The sequence below is a fragment of the Janthinobacterium sp. SUN128 genome (assembly GCF_030587275.1).
Lineage (GTDB): Bacteria > Pseudomonadota > Gammaproteobacteria > Burkholderiales > Burkholderiaceae_D > Janthinobacterium > Janthinobacterium lividum.
This window is the reverse complement of sequence record NZ_JAPWHY010000002.1, coordinates 550648-575050: the sequence shown is the minus strand read 5'-3', so window position 1 is coordinate 575050 and position 24403 is coordinate 550648. Positions and strand designations below refer to the sequence as shown.

Annotated in this window: 20 protein-coding genes; 16 read left to right on the top strand and 4 right to left on the bottom strand. The window is 64.3% G+C overall.

Translation table 11 applies throughout. The annotated features are described in order from the left end of the window. The first annotated feature begins 48 nt into the window (after positions 1–48). From O3297_RS22505 to O3297_RS22495, 3 genes are read left to right on the top strand one after another with little or no spacing between them, the layout of a single operon-like run. A complete protein-coding gene (locus O3297_RS22505; RefSeq protein WP_305050203.1) occupies positions 49–1533 on the top strand; it encodes an NCS1 family nucleobase:cation symporter-1 in 1485 nt (494 codons plus the stop codon). Between the two features lie 16 nt (positions 1534–1549). After that, entirely contained in the window at positions 1550–2941 is a 1392-nt protein-coding gene (gene hydA / locus O3297_RS22500) for a dihydropyrimidinase (protein WP_305050201.1), read from the top strand. Between the two features lie 10 nt (positions 2942–2951). Continuing rightward, positions 2952–4187 (top strand): Zn-dependent hydrolase, encoded by a 1236-nt coding sequence (locus O3297_RS22495; RefSeq protein ID WP_305050199.1) that lies wholly within the window; start codon positions 2952–2954, stop codon positions 4185–4187. Between the two features lie 2 nt (positions 4188–4189). On the opposite strand, the gene O3297_RS22490 is transcribed toward O3297_RS22495, so the two are convergent. Further along, positions 4190–5944, bottom strand: coding sequence for an allantoate amidohydrolase (locus tag O3297_RS22490; protein WP_305050197.1), 1755 nt, complete (start codon positions 5942–5944; stop codon positions 4190–4192). Between the two features lie 73 nt (positions 5945–6017). Next, positions 6018–6956 carry a LysR family transcriptional regulator gene (locus O3297_RS22485; protein ID WP_034754583.1) on the bottom strand — a complete coding sequence of 313 codons (939 nt, stop codon included), beginning with the start codon at positions 6954–6956 and terminating at the stop codon, positions 6018–6020. A 131-nt stretch (positions 6957–7087) separates the two neighbouring features. Here O3297_RS22485 and O3297_RS22480 point away from each other — a divergent pair, with 131 nt between their 5' ends. The 13 genes from O3297_RS22480 (at position 7088) to O3297_RS22420 (ending at position 22549) form a co-directional block, all read left to right on the top strand. Further along, positions 7088–8320 (top strand): urate hydroxylase PuuD, encoded by a 1233-nt coding sequence (locus O3297_RS22480; RefSeq protein WP_070260122.1) that lies wholly within the window; start codon positions 7088–7090, stop codon positions 8318–8320. Then, entirely contained in the window at positions 8317–9552 is a 1236-nt protein-coding gene (locus tag O3297_RS22475; RefSeq protein WP_305050193.1) for a M20/M25/M40 family metallo-hydrolase, read from the top strand. Before O3297_RS22480 ends, O3297_RS22475 begins: the two co-directional genes overlap by 4 nt. A gap of 75 nt (positions 9553–9627) precedes the next feature. Continuing rightward, positions 9628–10545, top strand: a complete 918-nt coding sequence (locus tag O3297_RS22470) for a LysR family transcriptional regulator (protein ID WP_034782414.1) — start codon at positions 9628–9630, stop codon at positions 10543–10545. 215 nt (positions 10546–10760) lie between these two features. After that, complete coding sequence (locus tag O3297_RS22465; protein ID WP_305050191.1) at positions 10761–11432, top strand: DUF4286 family protein; 672 nt, start codon at positions 10761–10763, stop codon at positions 11430–11432. Positions 11433–11540: 108 nt separating this feature from the next. After that, positions 11541–12866: an MFS transporter gene (locus O3297_RS22460; RefSeq protein WP_305050190.1), complete on the top strand. Its 1326-nt coding sequence runs from the start codon at positions 11541–11543 to the stop codon at positions 12864–12866. 4 nt (positions 12867–12870) lie between these two features. Then, entirely contained in the window at positions 12871–13548 is a 678-nt protein-coding gene (locus O3297_RS22455) for a DUF2848 domain-containing protein (RefSeq protein ID WP_305050189.1), read from the top strand. Positions 13549–13552: 4 nt separating this feature from the next. Then, positions 13553–14905, top strand: coding sequence for an amidase (locus tag O3297_RS22450; RefSeq protein ID WP_305050188.1), 1353 nt, complete (start codon positions 13553–13555; stop codon positions 14903–14905). A 132-nt stretch (positions 14906–15037) separates the two neighbouring features. Beyond that, entirely contained in the window at positions 15038–16330 is a 1293-nt protein-coding gene (locus O3297_RS22445; protein WP_370385438.1) for a paraquat-inducible protein A, read from the top strand. Continuing rightward, positions 16323–17954 (top strand): intermembrane transport protein PqiB, encoded by a 1632-nt coding sequence (locus tag O3297_RS22440; protein ID WP_034782421.1) that lies wholly within the window; start codon positions 16323–16325, stop codon positions 17952–17954. The genes O3297_RS22445 and O3297_RS22440 overlap by 8 nt, the downstream gene beginning before the upstream one ends. Beyond that, complete coding sequence (locus O3297_RS22435) at positions 17951–18547, top strand: membrane integrity-associated transporter subunit PqiC (protein ID WP_052140127.1); 597 nt, start codon at positions 17951–17953, stop codon at positions 18545–18547. Before O3297_RS22440 ends, O3297_RS22435 begins: the two co-directional genes overlap by 4 nt. 47 nt (positions 18548–18594) lie before the next feature. Then, on the top strand, positions 18595–18996 hold the full coding sequence (locus tag O3297_RS22430; protein WP_230522276.1) for a DUF2946 domain-containing protein: 402 nt from the start codon (positions 18595–18597) through the stop codon (positions 18994–18996). Positions 18997–19073: 77 nt separating this feature from the next. Then, complete coding sequence (locus O3297_RS22425) at positions 19074–21197, top strand: TonB-dependent receptor domain-containing protein (RefSeq protein ID WP_305050184.1); 2124 nt, start codon at positions 19074–19076, stop codon at positions 21195–21197. Between the two features lie 8 nt (positions 21198–21205). After that, the gene (locus tag O3297_RS22420; RefSeq protein ID WP_305050183.1) at positions 21206–22549 is read left to right on the top strand and encodes a PepSY domain-containing protein; all 1344 of its coding nucleotides are present in this window, start codon (positions 21206–21208) and stop codon (positions 22547–22549) included. Here O3297_RS22420 and O3297_RS22415 read toward each other — a convergent pair. Together O3297_RS22415 and O3297_RS22410 are read right to left on the bottom strand one after the other, a co-directional pair. Beyond that, the gene (locus O3297_RS22415) at positions 22521–23918 is read right to left on the bottom strand and encodes a hypothetical protein (RefSeq protein ID WP_305050182.1); all 1398 of its coding nucleotides are present in this window, start codon (positions 23916–23918) and stop codon (positions 22521–22523) included. The two genes, O3297_RS22420 and O3297_RS22415, sit on opposite strands and share 29 nt — an antisense overlap. Next, positions 23915–24343 (bottom strand): hypothetical protein, encoded by a 429-nt coding sequence (locus tag O3297_RS22410; protein ID WP_176381964.1) that lies wholly within the window; start codon positions 24341–24343, stop codon positions 23915–23917. Before O3297_RS22410 ends, O3297_RS22415 begins: the two co-directional genes overlap by 4 nt. Positions 24344–24403 lie beyond the last annotated feature (60 nt).

Sequence of the window (24403 nt, the reverse complement as noted above, 5' to 3'; positions counted from 1 at the left end):
ATCCCTGGCGCCTTCGCGTGCCAGCGGTCTAACCGATGGAGCAACCCTGTGAACCACGACTATTCAGGCAACACGCAACTCTGGAATGAAGACCTGGCGCCCACCACGGCGGCGCAGCGCACCTGGCGCTGGTATCACTTCGCCGCGCTGTGGGTCGGCATGGTGATGTGCATTCCCGCCTACACCCTGTCGGCCAGCCTGATCGACAGCGGCATGTCCGGTTACCAGGCCGTGCTCACGGTATTTCTCGCCAATGCCATCGTGCTCCTGCCGATGCTGCTGATCGGCCATGCGGGCACCAAGTACGGCATCCCGTATGCCGTGCTGGCGCGTGCCTCGTTCGGCACCATGGGCGCGCGGTTGCCGGCCCTGATGCGCGCCATCGTCGCCTGTGGCTGGTATGGCATCCAGACCTGGTTCGGCGGGCAGATGATCTATACCCTGATGGGCGTGCTGGTAGGCCATGAACTGGGCGGCGATAAGATCGCAGGACTGGGCATCAACGGCAGCCAGCTATTGTGCTTCCTGGCTTTCTGGGCCATCCAGTTCTATTACATCCTGCATGGCATGGAGTCGATCCGCAAACTCGAAACCTACACTGCGCCGCTGAAAATCCTCATCTGCTTCGTACTGCTGTACTGGGTGCACAGCAAGGCCGGCGGCGTGGCCAGCCTGCTGGACCAGCCATCGCAATTCATCCCCGGCGGTAAAAAGGCGGGCCAGTTCTGGAGCGTCTTCTGGCCGTCGCTGACGGCCATGGTGGGTTTCTGGGCCACCCTGGCCTTGAACATCCCCGACTTCACGCGCTTTGCCAAGACGCAGCGCGACCAGGTGATCGGCCAGTCGATCGGCTTGCCGGTGCCTATGGGATTGCTGGCCATGCTGGCCGTGATCGTCACGGCCGGCTCCGTCGTCATGTACGGCAAGGCCATCTGGGACCCGGTCGACCTGGCCAGCCGCATGACGGGCGCCGCCGTGCTGATCGCCTTGATCATCCTCCTGATCGACACGGTCAGCGTCAACCTGGCCGCCAACCTGGTGGGCCCGGCGTACGACTTTTCCTCGCTGGCGCCGAAGCAGATTTCCTACAAGATGGGGGGCTACATCACGGCCTTCATCGCCATCGTCATGATGCCGTGGAAGGTGCTCGAGTCGACGCAGGGCTATATCTTCACATGGCTGATCGGCTACTCGGCCCTGCTGGGCCCCATCGCCGGCATCCTCATCGTCGACTATTATTTTGTGCGCAAGACGCAGCTCGACGTCAGGCAGCTGTACCGCGACGACGGCGTCTACTCGTATGGCAATGGCTGGAATATGGCGGCGCTGATCGCCTTTGTCATCGCCGTGCTGCCGAATATCCCGGGCTTTTTGAACGCGGCCTTTCCCACGGCGTTTCCCGACGTGGCCGAAGGCTTTAAAACCATCTACACCTACGCCTGGTTCGTGGGCGTGGCCATCGCCGCCGTCGTGTACGGCGTCATGATGAAGGGCAAGGCCGTGGCGCACGTGCAGCAGGCGCCGCAGTCGTAATCACAAAGGAGACAAGATGGCTACACTGATACGTGGCGGTACCGTCGTCAACGCCGACCGCGCCTTCCGCGCCGATGTGCTGATCGAGGGCGATACCATCGCCGCCGTCGGCGAGAACCTTTTGGCACCCGCCGGCGCCACGGTAATCGACGCGGGCGGCCTGTACGTGATGCCGGGCGGGATCGACACGCACACGCACATGAACCTGCCCTTCATGGGTACCGTGACGTCCGACGATTTTTTCACGGGCACGGCGGCGGGACTGGCCGGCGGCACGACCACCATCATGGACTTCGTCATCCCGGCACCCAAGCAATCCTTGATCGAGGCCTATCACCAGTGGCGCGAATGGTCGGCCAAGGCGGCTGGCGACTACACCTTCCATGTGGCGATCACATGGTGGAGCGAGCAGGTACATGAAGAGATGGGCACCCTCGTGCGCGAGCATGGCGTGAACAGCTTCAAGCATTTCATGGCGTATAAAAACGCCATCATGGCCGACGATGAAACCCTGGTGAAAAGTTTTACCCGTTCGCTGGAACTGGGGGCGCTGCCCACCGTGCATGCGGAAAACGGCGAGCTGGTTTTTCAATTGCAGCAAGCTTTGCTCAAGAAGGGGATTACCGGGCCGCAGGCGCATCCGCGGTCGCGACCGCCGGCCGTGGAAGCGGAGGCCGCCAACCGCGCCATCGCGATTGCCAACGTACTCAATACCCCCGTGTACATCGTGCACGTTTCGTGCGCCGAGTCGCTCGACGCCATCACGCGGGCGCGCGCCAACGGCCAGCGCGTGTATGGCGAAGCGCTGGCGGGCCACCTGGTGATCGACGACAGCGTCTACCAGAGCGGCGATTTCGACTACGTGGCGGGCCACGTCATGAGCCCGCCGTTTCGCGACAAGCACCATCAATCGGCGCTGTGGCACGGCCTGCAAAGCGGCAACCTGCAGACGACGGCCACCGACCACTGCACCTTTTGCGCCGAACAGAAGGCGGCGGGCAAGCAGGACTTTACGCGCATCCCGAACGGTTGCGGCGGCGTAGAGGAACGCATGGCAGTCGTGTGGGACGCCGGCGTCAATTCCGGCATGCTGACGCCCTCCGAATTCGTCAAGGTGAGCTCCACCAATGCGGCGCAGATCTTCAATATGTATCCGCGCAAGGGCGTCATCGCCGCTGGCAGCGATGCCGACATCGTGCTGTGGGATCCGCAAGGCACGCGCACCATTTCCGCCGCCACGCAGTTCGCCAGGGGAGGCTTCAACGTCTTCGAAGGGCGCACCGTGCGCGGCATCCCCAGCACCACGATTGCCGCCGGCAAGGTGGTCTTCCACCAGGGCGAACTGACGGCCGTCGAAGGGGCTGGGCGCTATGTCGAACGGCCCGCCTTTTCCGCCACCACCGCATAAGGAGTTGACGATGGATGCATTGCGTATCAATGGCGAGCGCCTGTGGGCTGCGCTGATGGAGCTGGCGCAGATCGGCGCGACAGCGAAGGGCGGCGTCAAGCGCCTGGCCCTGACGGACCTGGACAAGCAGGGCCGCGACCTGGTGGTGGGATGGGGGCGCGAAGCGGGCATGAGCATCACGATCGACCAGATCGGCAATGTCTTCATGCGCCGCGACGGCGCCGACAACAGCCTGCCGCCCGTGATGACGGGCAGCCATATCGACACGCAACCCACGGGTGGCAAGTTCGATGGCAATTACGGCGTGCTGGCTGGCCTGGAAGTGGTGCGCACCCTGAACGACTTGAAAATCAAGACCCAGGCGCCCATCGAGGTGGCCTTCTGGACCAACGAGGAGGGCTCGCGCTTCGTGCCCGTGATGATGGGTTCCGGCGTATTTTGCGGCGCCTTCTCGCTGGAGACGGCGTATGCGGCTAAGGATACGGAGGGGAAAACCGTGGGCGAGGAACTGGCGCGCATCGGCTACAAGGGCGAGCAGGTGCCGGGAGACCATCCCATCGGCGCCTACTTTGAAACGCATATCGAGCAGGGACCCGTGCTGGAAGACGCCGATAAAGTCATTGGCGTGGTACCGGCCGTGATGGGCCTGTCGTGGTACGACTGCGTGGTAACGGGCATGGAAGCGCATGCTGGCCCCACCCCCATGGGATTGCGCAAGGATGCGCTGCAGGTGGCCACGACGATCATGCAGGAAGTGGTGGCGATTGCCAACCGCTACCCGCCGTATGGCCGCGGCACGGTGGGCATGGTGCAGGTCTTCCCGAACAGCCGTAACGTGATCCCCGGCGAAGTCACATTCAGCATCGACCTGCGCAATGTGAACGACGAACTGCTCAACACCATGCATGGCGAGATCACGGCCTTCATCGATGCCACGCGCGACAGTACGGGGCTGGGCATTTCACTGGAAAGAGTCTCTTATTACCCGCCATGCCCGTTCCATCCCGACTGCGTGGACGCCGTGCGCAATGCCACGGCAAAGCTGGGCTACTCGGTGATGGACGTCGTGTCCGGCGCCGGCCACGATGCCATCTACGCGGCCCGGCTGGCGCCGGCCGGCATGATCTTCGTGCCGTGCAAGGACGGCATCAGCCACAATGAAATCGAGGACGCCAAGCCCGAGCACCTGGAAGCGGGCTGCAATGTGCTGCTGCACGCGATGCTGGAGCGGGCCGTGGCCGTGTAAGCTCAGGGCTTGGGCTGGAAGCCGCGCAAAAACGCCAGCAGCGCGCGCGCCGCGATGTCGGCGTCGTCCGCCGTCATGGTTTCCAGCGGGTTGTGGCTGATGCCGCCATTGCCGCAGCGGGTAAACAGCATGGCCACGTCGGTGATGGCGGCCATGGCCATGGCGTCGTGGCCGGCGCCAGACAGCAGCGCATACGGTTCGATGCCGACCGATTCCACGGCCTGCGCCAGCTGCGCCATCAGCCATGGCGCGCATGGCGCGGCACGCGCCGACAGCAGCAGTTCCAGCTGATAGTCGATCTGGCGCCGCGCGCAGATGGCGGCGATGCCATCGAGAATATCGTCGACGGCCGCCTGGCGTACCGCGTCAACGGCCGCGCGGATGTCGAGCGACAGGGTGCAGGCGCCGGCGATCACGTTGACGGAGCCGTTGGGCACGTGCAGCTGCCCTACGGTACCCACCAGCGCCTCGCCCTGGTTGCAGCGCTGTTCCACCAGCAGGATGATTTCGGCTGCCGCGCTGGCGGCATCCTTGCGCATGGTCATGGGCGTGGTGCCCGCGTGGCTGGCCACGCCGCCAAGATTGACCAGATAGCGCGAGCTGCCGGCAATCGCCGTGACGATCCCCAGCGGCAGGTCGCGTTCCAGTAGTACGGGACCCTGCTCGATATGCACTTCCACATAACCGAGCAAGTCGGCGGGATCGCGCGCGATGGCGCCGATGGCGCTTGCCTCGTGGCCGGCGGCCGCCAGCGCGTCGCGCATGCTCACGCCATCCGCATCCACCTGTTCCAGCAGCGACACGTCGAACTTGCCCGTGACAGCCGTGCTGCCCAAAAACGTGCTCTTGAAGCGTACGCCTTCCTCCTCGGCGAAGCCGACGATCTCGAAGTGGAAGGGTAGTTTTTCGCCCCGCTCATGCAGGTGACGCACGACGGCGATGGGCAGCACGATGCCCAGGCGGCCATCGTACTTGCCGCCGTTGCGCACCGTGTCGTAATGCGATCCCGTCATCAGGGTTTTTGCGTCGGGCGCGTCGGACAGATAGCGCCCGACGACATTGCCGACGGCGTCGATGTGCACCTGCATGCCCGCATCCCGCATCCATTCGGCCAGCTGCGCGGCGGTTTTCTGGTGCGCCGGCGTCAGGTAGGCGCACGTCAGGTTGTAATCGCTGTCGCTCCAGCCAGCCAGCGTTTCGGCCTGCTGCATGATAGCCGGGCCGAAGTCCAGGCGCACGTCGAACAAGTCATTCAGGCGCAGCTCGGCGATGCGCTTGATCTGCCGCAGCGACTCGGCCAGTTCATCGGCGCGCCGGTTTTTCAGGCGCCGCGCAAACGTGGCGATGATGTCCTGGCGCGTCAAGCCTTCGCCTGTCGGGCCCTTGACGGCCAGGATGAAGGGAAAGCCGAACTTGGCGTTGTACTCGGTATTCAGGCGCTGCAGGGTGGCGAATTCCTCGGCACTGCACAGGTTCAGGCCGGACTTGGCCTGCTCGCGCGTCGATTCCGCCGTCAGCTGCCCTGCGATGGCGGCCTTGCCGGCCAGCTCCGGGTGGGCGCGTATCAGTCCCAGTTGCTCTTCGGGCGAGGCATGCGCCAGCACGCGCTGCAGCTCCGTCTTGAGTGCCGTCAGGCTGGCAAACGGCCGGGCGGGGGCCGCGCGCTGGGCGATCCAGGGCGAGTGTTCGTAGATGCCATGCAGCCGTGCGATAAAGTCTGCCGGGCTGCCGGCGCTCAGGTCTGAAAGGGTGGTCATGGTTTTCCGATCATGCAAGCGGTGATGATAGCGCCCCGTTCCTGCGTCCATTATATGCGCGTGCTGATAGCGGCTATCGCTGCACCAGCGCCTTGGCGGCCGCGCTGACCTGGTCGCGCAGCCATTTGTGCTCGGGCGCCTGGTGTACGCGCTGGTGCCACAGCTGGTAAAAGCGCATCGGCGGGAATTTCAACGGCACGGTATACGTTTTCAGCGGCAGCGTCTTTTCATAGAAGCGCATGAATTGCCGGCCCGTGGTGAGTACCAGGTCCGTCTGCGTCAGCATGTAGGGGATCAGGCCGAAATACGCCGATTCCACCACCACGTTGCGCTGCAGGTTTTGCCGCTCGAGGAAGGAATCGATCACGCCGTGATAGCCGGGCATCATCTGCGACGGCGCCACATGGGGCAGGCTCAAATAGTCGTCGAGGGTCATGGCGTCGCTGGCCGTGCGGCGCGCATAGGCATTTTCCGCATGCATGGCGCAGATGATGGGGTCTTCGAACAGCTTCGAAATGTGCAGATGCGCGGGCGGCTCGTCCCAATTGGCGATGACCAGGTCCAGGCCACCATCGGAGAGTTGGCGGATATGGTCGATGCCCGGCCCCAGGCTATGCAGCACGACGCGGCTTTTTGGCGAGCCGCGGCGCAGCAGGGCCACCACGTTGGGCAGGAACTGGCTGTCCAGGTAATCGGGCGCGGCGATATGGAAGGTGCGCGCCTCTTCCTGCGCCACGAACGGCGTCTTCTTGACGAACAGGCTCTCCGTCTGGTCGAGGATGCGCTTGGCCGGATTGAGCAGACTTTCGCCATGCTGGGTCGGCACCATGCCGCGCGCGCCGCGCACGAGCAGCGGGTCGCCCGTCAATTCGCGCAGCTTGCGCAGCGAGGCGGAAATCGATGGCTGCGGCTGATTGAGTTTCAGCGCCACGCGCGAGACGTTCTTTTCCACCAGCAGCAGGTAGAGGATGCGGATCAGGTGCAGGTCGAGGTGTTGCGGCAGGCTGGACATGTGGCGGCGCCTCTGTTGTATATCGATTTGAATATGTCAAATATACGATATTTTTCATGTGGTGGGCGGTAAATCCGTTTATCTTGTGTAGATTGGCACGAATATTGGTTCGGTCTGACTAGAGGAAATTTATGGAAGTATTTGCCTACCTGATCCCGTACGGCCTTGAGTGGCTGAACCTGATCGTCCGCTGGCTGCACGTCATCACGGGCATCGCCTGGATCGGTGCTTCCTTCTATTTCGTCTGGCTCGACAACTCGATCCGCCCGCCCGCGCCCGGCTCAGAGCTGGCGAAGAAGGGCGTGTCGGGAGAACTGTGGGCCGTGCATGGCGGCGGCTTCTACAACCCGCAAAAATACCTGGTGGCGCCCGCCGAACTGCCGAAGGAACTGCACTGGTTCAAATGGGAAGCGTATTCGACCTGGCTGTCCGGTTTCGCGCTGCTGACCATCGCGTATTATTTCAATGCCCAGGCCATGATGATCGACAAATCCGTGGCGGACATCTCCAGCGGGCAGGCAGTCGGTATCGGCATCGCCACCCTCGTCATCGGCTGGACCGTGTACGATTTGCTGTGCAGGTCAACATTAGCGCAATATGAACTGTGGTTCGGCGTGACCGTGTTCGCGCTGATCGTCGGCGCCGCCTACGTGCTCACGCATTTGCTCAGCGGACGCGCCGCCTATATCCATGTGGGCGCCATGATCGGCACCATCATGGTGGCCAATGTGCTGATGCTGATCATTCCCGGCCAGCGCAAGATGGTCGAGGCCATGGCCGCCGGCAAGCTGCCCGATCCCAAGCACGGCCTGAAAGCCAAGCAGCGCAGCGTGCATAACAATTATTTTACCTTGCCGGTGCTGTTCATCATGATCAGCAACCATTATGCGATGACCTACCGCAACGACCATGCGTGGCTGGTGCTGGCGCTGATCATGGCGGCCGGCGTCTTCATCCGCCACTTTTTCAACCTGCGCCACAAGGGAAGAGTGGAATGGCGCTATCCGGCCATCGGCGTGGCCCTGCTGCTGGCCGTAGCTATCGCCATCGCGCCGAAAGCGCCCGTGGCCGTGGCGGCCGCGCCGGCGGTGGATCCGGCGGCGCAATTCAAGAGCGTGCATGCCATCATCGCCCAGCGCTGCGCCACCTGTCATTCGGCCCAGCCCACGCAACCGGGTTTCGCCACGGCGCCGGCCGGCATGATGCTGGATAATGAAACTGAAATCCGCCAGCACGCGGCGCAAATCTACAAGCAGGCCATCGAATTGAAGGCCATGCCGATCGGGAACCTGACCAACATGACGGAGGCCGAGCGCAGCGAACTTGGCGCCTGGCTGCAACAGACCATGCAAGGAGCAAAATGACAACGCACGCAGAAAAAATCACGGCCTGGATCGATGATCACTTCGACGAGGAAGTCGCATTTTTACAGAAGGTGGTGCAGCAGCCGACGGATACGCCGCCCGGCAACAACGCGCCCCATGCGGATCTGGTGGCGCAACTGCTGCAGGCGTATGGCTGGCAGGCGGAAAAGCACGCCGTCCCAAACGATGAGGTAGAAGCGTACGGCATGCAAAGCATCACCAACCTGATCGTGCGCCGGCCGTATGCGGCGGGCGGGCCGACCGTGGCCCTGAATGCGCATGGCGACGTGGTGCCGCCCGGCGACAACTGGACGTATCCGCCGTATGGCGGCCAGATCGACGGCGGCTATATGTATGGCCGCGCGACGGCCGTCTCGAAAGGCGATTTCGCCACCTATGTATTTGCCGCCCGTGCGCTCGAGGCGCTGGGCATTCCCTTGAAGGGCCAGCTGGAACTGCACTTCACGTACGACGAGGAGTTCGGCGGCTTGCTGGGGCCCGGCTGGCTGCTGGAACAGCAACTGACGAAGCCCGATTTCGTCATCGCCGCCGGTTTCAGCTACGGCATCGTCACGGCGCACAACGCTTGCCTGCAGTTGGAAATCACCGTGCACGGCAAGGCTGGCCATGGTTCCATGCCGGAGACGGGCCATGACGCGCTGCAGGCGGCCAACAAGATACTCAACGCCATCTACGGCCAGTTGCCGGAGCTGAAAAAGATCAAATCCAAAGTGGCCGGCATCGACTCGCCCACCATGCTGGTGGGGCGCATCGACGGCGGCACGAATACCAATGTGGTGCCGGGCAAGGTCGTCATGAAGATGGACCGCCGCATGATTCCCGAAGAGGATCCTGTGGCGGTGGAAGCGCAGGTACGCGCGCTGATCGAAGACGCCGTGCGGGGCGAGCCTGGCATCCGCATCGAGATCCGCCGCCTGCTGCTGTCGCACGCGCTGCGGCCCTTGCCCGGTTCCGAACAACTGGTCGGCAGCCTGCAAAAGAATGCGCAAGCCATCCTCGGCGAGACGATTCCCGCCGTCGGCACGCCCCTGTATGCGGACGCGCGCCTGTATGGCGAGCGGGGCATCCCCGCCGTGCTGTATGGCGCCGGGCCGCGCACGGTGCCCGAATCGAACGCGAAGAAGGCTGACGAGCGCCTGGCGCTCGATGATTTGCGCAAGGCCAGCAAGATCGTCGCCCTGACCCTGCTGGACTTCCTGGGCCAGAAATAAGGCAGCGCGCTTTGGCTTACAATGGGGCGACCACACATTCTGTGAAGAAGTGCCCCCATTGATTGAAGAGCCAAATTGAATACCCGTTTTCTCGAAGCGTTTGTCTGGGCAGCGCGGCTGGGCAGTTTTCGCACGGCGGCCGACAAGCTGCACATCACGCAGGCAGCCATCTCCAACCGTATTGCCTCGCTGGAGCAGGATTTCGGCACGCGGCTGTTCGACCGCGACGCGCGTGAAATCCGCCTGACCTTCGCCGGGCGTAACCTGCTCGTGTACGCCGAGCGCATGCTGGAACTGTGCCGCGATATGTATGCGGCCAATTCCTCGCCCGCGCAGATCACGGGCGAAGTGCGCATCGGCGTCATCGAAACCATCGTGCATACGTGGCTGATCCCGTTCCTGCAGCGCGTGCAGGAGCGCTATCCGGGCATCGAGATTCAATTGACCTCGGAATCGACGCGCCGCCTGCACGAACAGCTGCAGCAGGGCGAACTCGATATCGCGCTGCAGACGGACATGCTGACGGGCGACCATATCCGCAGCACGGGCAGCGGCGCCATCGCCATGGGCTGGGCCGGCAGGGCCGCCGACTGGCCCGATACGGGCGCGCCATTCACGGTGGCGCAATTGGCGCAGCACCCCATCATTACCATGAACCGCGGTTCGCAGCCGCATTCCGCCTTGAAGGCGCTGTGCCAGGACGAGGGCGTGCAGCTGGGAAGGGTCCACTGCGTCAGCTCGATTTCCGCCATCGTGCGTCTGGTCAAAGCGGGCTTCGGCATCGCCGTGCTGCCGCTGGCGCCCCTGCGCGAGGAAATCGAACAGGGCCACATCGCTTTGATTCCCTGCACCAGCAGCCTGGCGCCGCAGCGCATCGTCATCAGCTACAGCGAAGACATCACGACGGAAGCGATCCAGTTGGTGGCCATGCTGGCGTGCGAGGAGGCGGCCAGGTTCACTTTGGCGCTGGGTGAGGAATATGGGGCAGGGTGATGTCGGCTTACGCTGGCGCTAAGCCGACCTACGATGCCGTGGTCGAGGTGAGTCGCGTAGGTCGGATGAGCGCCCAGGCGCGTAATCCGACAGCATTGTTGGCTCCACCCACAAGAAAAACTTATCAGTCGCGTTCAGAATAACCCGTTTGCCAAGTGACGGCGCGCCACCTATTCTGGGTTGGCACACCATCCATCACGCAGAACGGAACCATCATGACGACGTCCCCCACCTTGCCAGGCATCCTGTTTGTCTGGACCAGCGCCGACCCGGAACACGAGCTCGATTTCAACCGCTGGTACGACCGCGAGCACGTGGAAGAGCGCGTGCGCATTCCCGGCTTCGTCAGCGGCACGCGCTACCAGAGCGTGCGCGGTTCGCGCAAATACCTGGGCCTGTACCGCACCGATTCGCTGGGCGCCTTCCAGACCCCCGACTATTTCAAGGCATTTGGCCAGCAGACCCCATGGTCGGTGACGAATCTGCAGCGCATGGTCGATCCGATGCGCCGCGTCTGCGCCATCGAGGCGGAAACGGGCATGGGCACGGGCGCCTGGCTGGCCGTGCTGCGCCTGGGCGCGTCCGCCATCGGCCAGGATGCCGCAGCTGTGGCCAGCATGGCGGCGCTGGGCGCGCAGCTTTTGCAGATCGATGGCGTCATTGCCACGCGCTTGCTCACGCCTGACGCGAATCTGTCCGGCCCCCTGCCGGCGGAGCAGAAGGAGGGCCGCGTGCTCGATCCGATCTTCCTGATCGACGCGTCCTCCGAAAGCGCCGCCTTGGCGGCGGCCGATGCCGCCAGCACGGCACTGGGCCTGGACGCTGAGCAGGCAGCCATCCTGCAACTGTCCTGGCAACTGCGCGAGGCCGACCTGCACCCTGCCTGACACGGCCGCGCGCATCTTGCCGGCACTGATAACACGAGACACGGGCCACGGCGCAGGGCAACGCATCCTGCGCCGGGCCTGCAATAAAACTGACGAGAGAGGTAGGCAATGAGCACATATACAACGGCAAACGCTGCGCATCCGGCGGCCCAGGCACCGGGCGACAAGCCGAAAACGGGCCGCCTGGCCACGGCCAGCATGGTCGGCACGACCCTGGAATGGTATGACTTCACCGTCTACAACACCATGGCCGCACTGATCTTCAACCACCTGTTCTTTCCCTCGTTCGATCCGCTGACGGGCACCATCCTGGCCTTTTCCACGTATGCCGTCGGCTATATCTCGCGCCCGATCGGCGGCGTGATCTTTGGCCACCTGGGCGACAAGCTGGGACGCCGCTGGGTGCTGGTGGTGACCCTGATGCTGATGGGCGTGACGACGGGCCTGATGGGCCTCTTGCCGACTTACGCGACGGCTGGCATCTGGAGCCCCATTCTGCTGGTGGCGCTGCGCTTCGTGCAGGGCATCGCTTTGGGCGGCGAATGGGCCGGCGCCGTGCTGATCTCCGTCGAACACGGGGCAGCGGACAAGCGGGGCCGCAACGCGTCGTGGACGCAGGTGGGACCGTCGTTCGGCACCTTGCTGGCGACCGGTTGCATCGGCCTGATCACCTACCTGCTGCCGCATGAAGCGTTCATGGACTGGGGCTGGCGCATGCCGTTCATCGCCAGCCTGCTGCTGGTGGCGTTTGGCATGTGGATACGCAGCGGCATCGAGGAAACCCCGCTGTTCAAGGAACTCGACCAGCAGGATGCGAAGGCGGAAGCGCCGATCGGCGACGTGCTGCGCATCTACTGGCGCCGTCTGCTGATCGCCGGCGGCGTGCGCATCGGTTCGGACGTGCTGTATGCGCTGGTGGTGGTGTTCACGCTCACGTATGTGACGACCGTGCTGCACCTGTCGTCGACGCTGGCACTGACCGCCATCATGATCGGCACGGCTTGCAATGCGCTGGCGGTGCCCGTGTTTGGCGCGCTGTCGGACAAGATCGGCCGCCGTCCCGTGTATGCGCTGGGCGCCATCCTGGGTCTCGTGTGGGCGTTTGCCTTCTTCACCTTGCTCGATACTGCCAGCCCGGCTGCCATCGTCACGGCTGTCGTCGTGGGCCTGGTCATCCACGCCATCATGTACGGCCCGCAGGCCGCCTTCGTCATCGAGCAATTCCCGACCAAGGTGCGCTATGCGGGGTCCTCGCTGGCCTACACCCTGGCCGGCGTCATCGGCGGCGGCTTCGCCCCGCTCGTCATCGCCAGCCTGTACCGCTCGTACAACAGCAGCATGGCCGTCTCGCTGTATGTGGCGGCGGCCTTGCTGATCACCGGCGCCGCCGTTTTTGCTGCACGCGAAACGGGCCGCGGCCCTCTTGAGGAATAAAATCATGACGACATTGAGTTTTCAACTGGCCGGCCACGGCCCCGTCACCTTCGATATCGATCAGTTGATCATCGCCGGCTGGACGGGCCGCGACATGGCGATGGTGGAACACCATATCGCCGAACTGGAAGCCATCGGCGTGGCGCGCCCGAAAAGCGTGCCGACGTTTTACCGGGTTTCGGCAGCACTGCTCTCGAGCGACGCCGCCATCGAAGTGCCTGGCAGCGATTCGTCCGGCGAGGCGGAATTCGTGCTGTTCTCCACGGAATACGGCCTGCTGGTGGGGATCGGTTCCGACCATACGGACCGCAAGGTGGAAAGCTATGGCGTGACGGTGTCGAAGCAGATGTGCGGCAAGCCCGTGGGCGATACCTTGTGGCGCTATGCCGACGTGGCCGGCCACTGGGACAAGCTGCAGATGCGCTCCTGGCGCGAGCGCGCCGGCGTGCCGGCCCTGTACCAGGATGGTCCCGTGACGCGCATGCTGTCGCCGGAAGATTTGATTTTGCGCTACACGGGGCAAACGACCCTGCCAGTGGGCAGCGCCATGTTCTGCGGCACGCAGCCCATCATCGGTGAAATGGGCCACGGCGACGCCTTCGAACTGGAGCTGTATGATCCAGCCTTGCAGCGCCGCCTGCAGCACCGCTATGCCGTGCAAACCCTGCCCGTGGAAGGATAAGAGAATGACCCAGTTGACCAAGACTATCCGCGAACTGGCGGCCGACCTGGCCGCCGGACGCATCACCAGCGTGGAACTGACGCAGCGCATGCTGGCGCGCGCCGAGGCGCACCGGGTGCAGGGCGGCCATGCGTATGTCAGCCTCGATGGCGAACAGGCCCTGGCCGAGGCGCGGGCCAGCGACGCGGCGCGCGCGGCCGGTATCGTTGCCTCGCCCCTGGCCGGCGTGCCCATCTCGATCAAGGACCTGTTCGACGTCGAGGGGCAAACCAGCAGCGCCGCTTCGCTGGCGCTGGCCGACGCCCCGCCCGCCGTGGCCGATGCGGGCGCCGTGGCACGCCTGCGCGCGGCCGGCGCCGTCCTGCTGGGCCGCACCAACATGAGCGAGTTCGCGTTTTCCGGCCTGGGCTTGAATCCCCATTACGGCACGCCGCGCAATCCGCTGGACCATGAACGTGTGGCGGGCGGCTCCACTTCGGGCGGCGCCGTCACGGTGGCTTTGGCGATGGCGGCCGGCGCGCTGGGCACGGACACGGGCGGCTCGATCCGCATCCCGTCCGCCTTTTGCGGTTTGACGGGTTTCAAGCCGACGGCCGCTTCCGTGTCGCTGGCGGGCACGGTACCTTTGTCGCGCTCTCTCGACTCCGCAGGGCCCATTGCTCACAGCGTCGATTGCTGCGCCATTCTGTACGCGGCGCTGTCGGGCCATGACATCGGCGTGCAGGCGCCAGCGCTGAGAGGCTTGCGCTTCGGCTTTACCCTTGATTATGTCGGTACGCACGTGGAGCCGCAGGTGCAGCGGGCTTTTGACGCCGCGCTGGACAAGCTGCGGCAAGCCGGCGCCCTGGTGGAACAGTTCGATTTCCCCGAGTTGCTGGAACTGCCGGAGATCAATGGCGGCGGCGGCCTGGTGGCGGCGGAAGCCTGGCATTGGCACTGCGCGCTGCTCGCGGAAAAAGGCGCGCAATACGACCAGCGCGTGGCGGCGCGCATCCGACGCGGCCAGCAGCAGGGCGCGGCCGATTACATCGATTTGCTCGATGCGCGCGCGCGCCTGATCGCCATCGCCCGGCGGCGCCTGGCGCCGTTCGATGCCTGGCTGATGCCCAGCGTGGCGATTCTGGCGCCGCAGCTTGCGCCCCTGGAAGCGGATGACGCCACCTTCTTTGCCACGAATGGCCTGGTGCTGCGCAACGCCAGCGTGATCAACTTCCTCGATGGCTGCGCGCTGTCGCTGCCGTGCCATGCCGAGGGCGAGCTGCCCGTGGGGCTGGGCATTTGCGGCCTGGCCGGCGCGGATGAAAGAGTGCTGCAAATTGGCCGTGCGGTCGAGATGTTGTTGGATACGCAACAATAAATAGTGCTGAGGTGCAGGAAAATGCCAACTCTGTCATGATGGCTGGCATTGACATGGAATAGTCGCGCTTCGGGCGCTGGCAAACTTCACACTGTGCACCGATACGACCTGATTAGCTGTCATGACTGCGGCGTGCTGTACCGCAAACGTCCGCTGCGTCCCCGCGAAAAGGCGCGCTGCATCCGTTGCCGCTCGGTGTTATACCGGGGCGCTCACGCGCGGGGGGCATCGGCGGAATTGAGCAAGGTGGTGGCGCTGACTCTGGGCGCCGCCTTTGTCTTCCTGATCGCCCAGTTTTTTCCCATCGTCGAACTCGACGTCAATGGCCTGACGTCCAGCGCCACCTTGCTCGGTTCCATCCGCGTGCTGTGGTCCGAGCAGATGCATATCGTGGCGACGATGGTCTTCCTGTTTACCATACTCTTTCCCGCCATCGAACTCGGTTCGCTGCTGTATGTGGCGCTGGGCTTGCGCGGCGGCGTCAAGGTGCCCGGTTTTAACCGCGTGCTGCGCGCCGTGCAGACGGCTCGCGAATGGGGCATGACAGAGGTGCTGATGATCGGCATCCTGATCACCGTCGTCAAGATGACCAGCCTGGCCACGGTGCTGCCGCAACCGGGGCTGTTCGCGTTTGGCGCGCTGACCCTGATGCTGGCCATCGTCGTCTCGTTCGACCCCAAGGCCTTATGGAACCTGGGCGACGACCTGACCCGGCAAGCGCTGCCTGGCATCCGCTACAAGGCTTTCGCGCCCGGCGAGAAGGTCGTGCCCTGCCATGCCTGCGGCCTGGTGGCGCCGCCCTTGGGCAATGGCAAGCACCTGGCGTGCGTGCGCTGTGGCACGACCCTGCACGTGCGCAAACCGGACAGCATCAACCGCACCTGGGCCTTGCTGATCGCCGCCATGATCCTCTACATTCCCGCCAACCTGCTGCCCGTGATGGTGACGTATTCCCTGTTTGGCGCACAAAACGATACCATCATGAGCGGCGTGGTGCTGTTCTGGACCAGCGGCTCGAAAGGCCTGGCCATCATCATTTTCATCGCCAGCGTGGTCGTGCCCATGCTCAAGCTGGGCGTGCTGGCGCTGCTGGCGTTCACCGCGCAGCGGCGTTCGCGCTGGCGCCCGCGTCAGCGCACCATTTTGTATCGCATGGTCGAATTCATCGGCCGCTGGTCCATGCTCGACATCTTTGTCGTCACCCTGACGGTGGCGCTGGTGCGCTTCAAGTCGCTGGCCGTGATCACGGCCGGACCCGGCGCGCTGGCCTTTGGCGCCGTGGTGGTGCTGACCATGCTGGCGGCGATGCAGTTCGACCCGCGCCTGATCTGGGACCCCGTCGACGGGCAGGTGCCTGGCGAGGAAGAACCCGTGGTGGTGGCAAATACCGGAAACAATACAGTGATTGGAGAACAGCATGTCTGACAAAGAAGCGGGCGGCCTTGCCGAAACGGGTGGCCGTCCATTGCCGGAACCCGATGTGGAACAGGGCAGCCGCTGGCTGCCGTCGCTGGTATGGCTCATTCCGCTGCTGGCCGCGCTGATAGGCGCCGGCCTGGCCGCCAAGTCCATCCTTGACCAGGGGCCCACGGTGACGGTCAGCTTCAAGAGCGCCGAAGGCCTGGAGCCGGGCAAGACCAAGGTCAAATACAAGGATGTCGATATCGGCCAGGTGCGCGCCATCACCCTGGGCGACGACTTGAGCAATGTCCTCGTGACGATCGACATGAGCAAGGAGGCGCGCCGTTTCGCCACCGCTGATTCGCGCTTCTGGGTGGTGCGTCCGCAGATCGGCGCCAGCGGCGTGACGGGCCTGGGTACCTTGCTGTCGGGCGCCTACATCGGCGTCGACACGGGCAAGTCGGAAGCCAAAAAGGAGAATTTCATCGGCATGGAGAGTCCGCCCGCCGTGGCCGGTGACCAGAAGGGCAAGCTGTACACCCTGCATGCGGAAAGTCTCGGTTCCGTCGACGTGGGTTCGCCCCTGTTCTTCCACCGCCTGCGCGTGGGCAAGGTGGTCAGCTTTGCGCTGGACAAGGATGGCAACGGCATTACCATGTCGGTCTTCGTGAACGCGCCATACGACCAGTTCGTCGGCAAGAATGCGCGCTGGTGGCATGCCAGCGGCGTCGATGTGCGCTTGGATTCCAACGGCTTCAAGTTGAACACGCAGTCGCTGGCCGCCATGCTGGTGGGCGGCATCGCCTTCGAGGCGGAAAATGGCCGCAAGCCCGAGGAACCGGCGCCGGCCAATACCAATTTCCGCTTGGCGGCCGACGAGGCCAGCGCCATGCGCGAGCCCGATGGCCAGGCCATTACCACCGTGTTCTATTTCGACCAGTCGCTGCGCGGCTTGCAGCCTGGCGCCACGGTGGATTTCCGCGGCATCGTACTGGGCGAGGTGCGTTCGGTCGGCATCGAGTTCGATCCCGTGAAGAAGAACTTCCGCATGCCGGTCACCGTCAATCTGTACCCGGCCCGCCTGGGCATGCGCTTCAAGGCCGCCGTCGACGATGAGGAAGGCTCGGCTGGCCATCAGCTGCTCGAACGCATGGTCAGCCGTGGCTTGCGCGCCCAGCTACGCACGGGCAACCTGCTCACCAGCCAGCTGTACATCGCGCTGGACTTCTTCCCGAAAGCGCCGAAGGTGGCGCTCGATCCGAACAAGTATCCGCTGGAAGTGCCGACCGTGCCCAATACCCTCGATGAACTGCAGACGCAGATCGCCAGCATTGCCCGCAAGCTCGATCAGGTGCCTTATGCGGAGATCGGCAATAACCTGAACGCCACCATCAAGCAGGCCAATACCCTGTTCAGGCAGCTCGATGGCCAGGTGGTGCCGGAAATGCGCGATACCCTGACGGCGGCGAAACAGACCTTCGGCACGGCCGAACAGGTGCTGCAAAAGGATTCGCCACTGCAGTCGGACGTGCGCCAGGCCCTGCAGCAGCTGACGCAAACCCTGCAATCGCTGAACGCGCTGTCGGATTACCTGGAACGTCATCCCGAGTCCCTGATCCGCGGTAAAAAAGGAGATGAAAAAAAATGATGAAACCGATTTTTTCCGCGCTGCTGGCGGCCAGCCTGCTGGGCGCCTGTTCCACGCCCCAGCCCGAGCATTTCTATACGCTTAGCGGCGGCGCCGACGCGCAGCCGGCCAAACCCGTCAAATACTATGTCGAGGTGCTGGCCGTCAGCGTGCCGCAGCAGGTGAGCCGCAACCAGTTTGTCGTGACGGGACCATCGGGGCGCATCGAACTGCTGGAGCAGCAGCGCTGGGCCGGGCCGCTGGCCGGCGAGATCGGCCAGGCCCTGTCGACGGCCGTGACGAACGACCTGGGCGCCATCGATGTGTTCCGCACGCCGCATCCGGACAACCTGCCCGTGTACCGTATCAGCACCAATGTGCAGCGTTTCGAGTCGGTGATGGGCCAGTATGCGCTGATCGATGCCGTGTGGAGCGTGCGTCAGCTGGCCAGCAGCAAGGTGGTCACTTGCCGCACGATAGCCAATGAAAAGGTGGGCGCCGGCTACGATGAACTGGTGCTCGGTCACCGCCGCGCCGTGAACCGTATCGCCGCCGATACGGCGAGCGTGGTGCGCGCTTTTGACAACGGCAACGCCGCTTGCCCGGCCGCCTGAGCCGCTTTCCGCTACCCAGTCCCGGCGGCCGCTGGTAAAATGCGGCCATGGGAATGACCTTGTTCACGCGCCGCTTTGCCGCCTGGATCGCCTGTTTCGCGATCCTGCTGGCGGCGCTCGCGCCGTCGATTTCCCAGGCCGTCGCCAACGCCAAGCAGGAGTCCGGCTCCGGCTGGGCGGAAATCTGTTCGGTGGCCGGCATCCGTTTCGTCCAGGTCGACAATGACGGCGCCGCCGATGAAAAATCCGGCGGCAAGGCCATGCAGATGGAGCATTGCGCCTTCTGTTCCACGCACGCGGGTTCCGTCGGCCTGCCGCCCGCCAGTCCCGTGCTGCCGCTGCTTGTGGCCAGCGGCACGGCCATTTTCCCGGCCCTGTACTACCAGTCCCCGTCACCGCTGTTCATCTGGTCCACCGCGCAGTCGCGCGCGCCGCCCGCTCTCGTCTAGGTTTTTGCATTTTCAATGCTGGCGCCGCCCACCTCGCGGTGTGACGCGCCGCATCCGCACACTTATACGAGAATCACATGAACAAGAAATTATTGGTGCTGGCCGTCGCCATCACCCTCGCTTACCCCTGCGCGCAGGCGCAGCAACTTGACCAAACCGACCACGCCATCGACACCGTCGTCGTTTCCGGTTCGCGCGCGCAATCGTGGCTGTCCGAGACGCCGCAGGCCATCGGTGCCGTCAATGCCAAAATGCTGGAACGCGACAAGCCCAAGACCATGGGCGATATCCTCAACCGCATCGCCGGCGTGTACTGGAATGACCTGGGCAACGAGCAGCACAGCATGAGCATCCGCCAGCCCATCGGCACGAATGCCGTCTACCAGTACCTCGAAGACGGCATTCCCATCCGCCCGCTGGGCGTCTTCAACCATAACTCGCTCAACGAGATGAACATGGCGGGCGCCAGCGGCGTGGAAGTGGTGAAGGGCGCCGCCTCGTCGCTGTACGGCAGCAATGCCGTCGGCGGCGCCGTCAATTTCCTCACGGCCGGCGCCAGCGCGACACCCACGGCAAGCGTGGGCGTGCGGCGCGATAACGTGGGCGGCTACACCCGCTACGACACTTCCGCCAGCGATACCTGGGGTCCGCTGGGACTGCGCTTTTCCCATTACAGCTCGCGCCGTTCGCGCGATAACTGGCAGGAGTACAGCTATGGCGACAAGGATTCGTTCTCGCTGCGCGCCGACTATGCGCTCAGTTCCACCTCGCAGCTGCGTGCCACCATCGTCCACACGGATCTCGATGCGGCCATGACGGGCAGCCTGTTCGAAAACGATTACCGCAGCAATCCCGGCAAGAGTTTGAATACGTTTACCTACCGCAAGGACAAGACCACGCGCATGAACCTGGCGTGGGAAGGCGCGACGACAGTCAATGGCACGAGCACCATCACCGTGTTTACGCGCAAGAACGACCATGGGCAGATTCCAGCGTATTCCATAGGCAGTTGCGCGGGCATGCTGTGCAAGGGCGTCATCAACAACAACCACGTCGATTCGCTGGGACTGGACGTGAAGCACCAGCAGGAATTCGCGTGGCTGCGTTCGCGCCTGATCGCTGGTGTGTACGTGGACAAGAGCGACAATCCCTTTGTCAGCGACAATCTGTCCATCGTGCGCGATGCCGCCACGGGCCGCTACCTGCGCTACTCCGTGGCCAATGCCAGCAATCCGCAGGGCGTGCGCGACTACCAGACGGATATCCTCAACACGGCCGTCTTCGCGCAATGGGAATTTTCTCCGCTGGCCGGCACGCGCGTGGTGCTGGGTGGCCGTTCTGACGCCATCCGCTACGACTACCATAACAAGCTGGCGCCCGGCGGCAGCGTCAATTACGGCGCGCCCGACGAGTCGCGCAGTTTTTCGCATGTGAGTCCGAAGCTGGGCGCCACCTACGCCATCGGCCATGCGGGCAGCGCGTATGCGAACGTCAGCCAGGGCTTCACGCCGCCGGAAGTGAGCCAGTTGTATGGCAAGACGGGCATCGCCAACTTGCAGCCGTCCGTCTACAACAACTATGAACTGGGCCTGCGCTGGGCCTTTTTGCAGGGCCGTTTGAAACTCGATACGGCCCTGTACCGGCTCGATGGGCGCGACACCATCGTCAGCTACACGCTCTCGCCGGGCAACAGTGAAAACCGCAATGCGGGGCGCACGCGCAGCGAAGGGCTGGAGCTGGGCCTGAATTACGACAGCGGCCCGTTCGACGCGCGCTTCGCCACGGCCATCGCGCGCCACCGCTACCTGCGCTATCAGCTCTCCAGTACTCTCGATTACAGCGGCCGCGCCATGCCGCAGGCACCGCGCGACATCACCTCGTTCGAGATCGGCTACAAGCCCGTGGCCGGCGCGCGTATCGCACTTGAAGCCGTGCACCAGGGGCGCTACTGGATGAACAATGCCAACACGGTGGAGTACAAGGGCCACGCCTTGCTGAACCTGCGCGCCAGCTATCAGGTCGCACGCGGGCTGGAAGCGTGGGCGCAGGTGCGCAACCTGGCCGATAAGCGCTATGCCGATTCGGCCAGCAGCAGCTATGCGGGAGTGGGCAGCTATGCGCCGAACAGCCAGAACCAGTACACGCCTGGTGCGCCGCGCAGCGTGATGCTGGGCCTGTCCTATACCTATAACGCACTGTGAGGATGGCCATGGACGATTTCACCTTTCTCATCGCGCGGCGCAAAAGCCTGTACTGGCGCATCCACTTCTGGGCCGCGCTGATCGCCTCGCCGTTTGCCCTGCTAGCTACCCTGACGGGCATTTTGTACGTGTTCACGCCGCAGATCGAGGCAAGGCTGTACCAGCACCTGGACCATGTGGCGCCGCAAGCGTCCATGCTGCCGCTGGACGCCGCCGTGGCGGCTGCGGAGCGGGCTGCACCTCGAGGCTGGGCGGTGCAGCACGTGGTGCCGCCGTTTCAACAGGATGATGCGGTGCAGGTGGCGTTTGCACCGTCCGGCGGCGCGCAGGATGAACATGCGGGCCATGGCGGACATGCCGCGCCGCTCACGCCCGCCAGGCCGAAGTTCGGCCTGCCCGCGCAAGCCATCGTCGTGTATGTGAATCCCTATGACGCGCGCGTGCTGGGCAGCCTGGCCAGCAGCGAGCGCTTCGGCAACTGGGCGAAAAAGCTGCATTCGCGCCTGCTGCAGAACGATGGCTGGCGCTGGATGATCGAGCTGGCGGCCAGCTGGCTGATGGTGATGCTGGTGACGGGCGTGGTGCTGTGGTGGCCGCGCGGCGCGCAATCGGGCTTGCCGAAGCGGGGCGCGCGGGGCCGCAATGGCTGGCGCCAGTGGCATGCTTTCCTGGGCGTGGCGCTCGGCATCGTCAGTGTCGTGATCCTGACGACGGGCCTGACGTGGAGCCAGCAGGCGGGCGGGCGCATCCGCGCGTTGCGCGACGTCAGCGGCCAGGCGCCGCCGCCCGTGCCACGTGATTTGCACTCGCGCGAGGAGGGCGCTCCGCTCGACTGGCAGGATGCGTGGCAGGTAGCGCGCAGCCACGCGCCCGCCATCGCCGTGCAGCTGACGGCGCCGGCCAGCCAGGACGATGTGTGGCGCGCCACCATGGCTGACCGCAGCCAGCCCACCTTGCGCTTCGACCTGCAATTCGATGCCTACAGCGGCAAGCCCCTGTATTACGCGGGGTGGGAGGCGCAGACGGCGTTCGGCAAGGCCACCGCCATCGGCATTCCGTTCCACCGCGGCGAATTCGGCTGGTGGAACCAGGCCTTGCTGCTGCTGTTCGGCGCCAGCGTGCTGTTCTCGCTGGTGTCGGGCTGGGTGATGTTTTTCAAACGGCGCTTGCCTGGCTCGCTGGGTTTACCCAGGCTGCTGCCAGGCGCCTGGACGTCGCCTTCCGCGCTGGCCTGGCTGGCGGCAGCCGCCATGTGCGCGCTGATGCCGCTGCTGCTCGTTTCCGGTGGCATGCTGTTGCTGCTGGAGCTGTTCCTGGCACGGGCTAGCCGCCGACGATGGGCTGCGCGATGATCCAGAGACTGAGCAAAGTGTAGGCGATCATCAGGGCCAGCATCGGATACTGGCTGCGCAGGGCCGCGCGGCGACTGGCGTACAGGCGCAGCGCGCAGACATGGGCCAGCCAGACGGCCGCCACGTGGCCTGCGACGATGGCGAACAGCGATACGTACCACACCACCTTGGCGTCGACGATGCCAAGGCGGATGAAGTACAGCTTCGTGCCGAACAGGTCCCAGTCCAGGCCCAGCGGGTTCGACGCCAGCGGAATCAGGTACTGGCCCGCCATCGCCAGGAAAGACAGGTAGTGGGCGAAATGGTAGGCGATGGCGATCGGCACCAGGGTCAGCACGAAGTGGCCGGCCACGCGCAGCAAGGGTATGGCCGGCTGGCCATCGCTGGCGCCGCAGCGGGCGATCAGCGCGCAAAACAGCAGGAACACCAGCAGGAACAGGGCCGGCATCAGCAGCAGGGCGGCCGTGGTGATCCATGCCAATGCACCCGGCGCCACGGCGAGGACGGCGTCGACGATGTCGTACCACGTTTGCGTTTCCATCATGCCGTCGAAGCTGACGGAGGCCAGCATGAGGATCACCAGCACGAGGCAGGCCGGGCGCACGGGTTCCACCGCCAGCAAGCCCGCCGCATACGGGCGCACGTAGCAGGCGCCGTCGCGGAATGTCACGGGCGCGAAGCGGGCCAGCAGACCGAAGACGACGTTGAAAACTTCCGCATGGCGCAGCCAGGCGGCGCGGCCGAACAGCGCCATGCCTGCCCACGTGCAGGCAGAATACAGCAGCATGGTCCAGGCCAGGCTGGCCGGCTGCTCGCTGCCTTCCCAGTTCAGCTCCATCCAGATAAAGCCGAAGAACAGGGCCGCCGCCGGCCAGCTGTCGAGCCAGCGCGGCCACGCCAGCGGTGCGCGCCAGCGGGGGAACAGTTGCTGGGCCGCGCGCGCCACGCTGTCGAGCGGATTGACCAGCGCCCACAAGTCGCCCAGCAGCGCCGACACGTAGGCCATGCCGACCCACCAGATGGCCCACACCATGGCGGGCGCGATATTTTTCACGGGGTTTTGCACGCCCACCAGTCCCGCCACAATCACCAGGATATACAACGCCAGCACCAGCAGGCGCAGTGCGAAAGCGATGGCGCGCGCGCCAGGAACCTGCCGCAGGACGAGGCGCGCATAGTCGCCCTGGCAGGCCGCTGTGCCATCCCGGCGCCACAGTGCCAGGAAGGCAAACGACAACGCCACCGTCAGTCCCGCGCCCAGCAAATATAGCCAGAGCGGCAAGGGCAGGTCGTAGCGCTGGCCAAAGCCGTGCGCATGGGCGATGCCTGGCGCGGCCAGCAGGACGAAAGCGATGGCGTGCCGCATCATCGCGGCAGCACTTCCAGGTACATCAGGGGCGCCTCGCGGTGATGCTTGTGCTGCTTGCCCTTGCCCTCCGTTTGCGCGCCATAGCCGTGCGCGGAAACAGGGAAGCGTCCCGGCACCGTGGCGTCGATGCGCATGGCTTTTGTCTCGCCCGGCTTGACCTCCAGCAGCTGATCGTAGCCATGCAAGTGGATACTGACTATTTCGTCGGTACTCCAATCCACGGTGATCCGGGTGTCCTGCCGGACCCGTATCGTCGGTGGCTTCGCGGCGATTTTGCGCTGCGCGATGGCCAGCGCCACATGCTGTTCCTGTTGCTGTGGTTTTGCCGCAGAGCCGCTCTGCGACTGGCTTTGCGCCGATATGCATAGCAGGAAGATGGCCAGGCTCAGGCTGGCAAGCGGAGGGCGGAATGAGTATTTTTTCATGCTTAAATTTTAGGAAATATTTCTAGCATTGGCCATCTGAAAAAAAACGCCAGTTTGAAA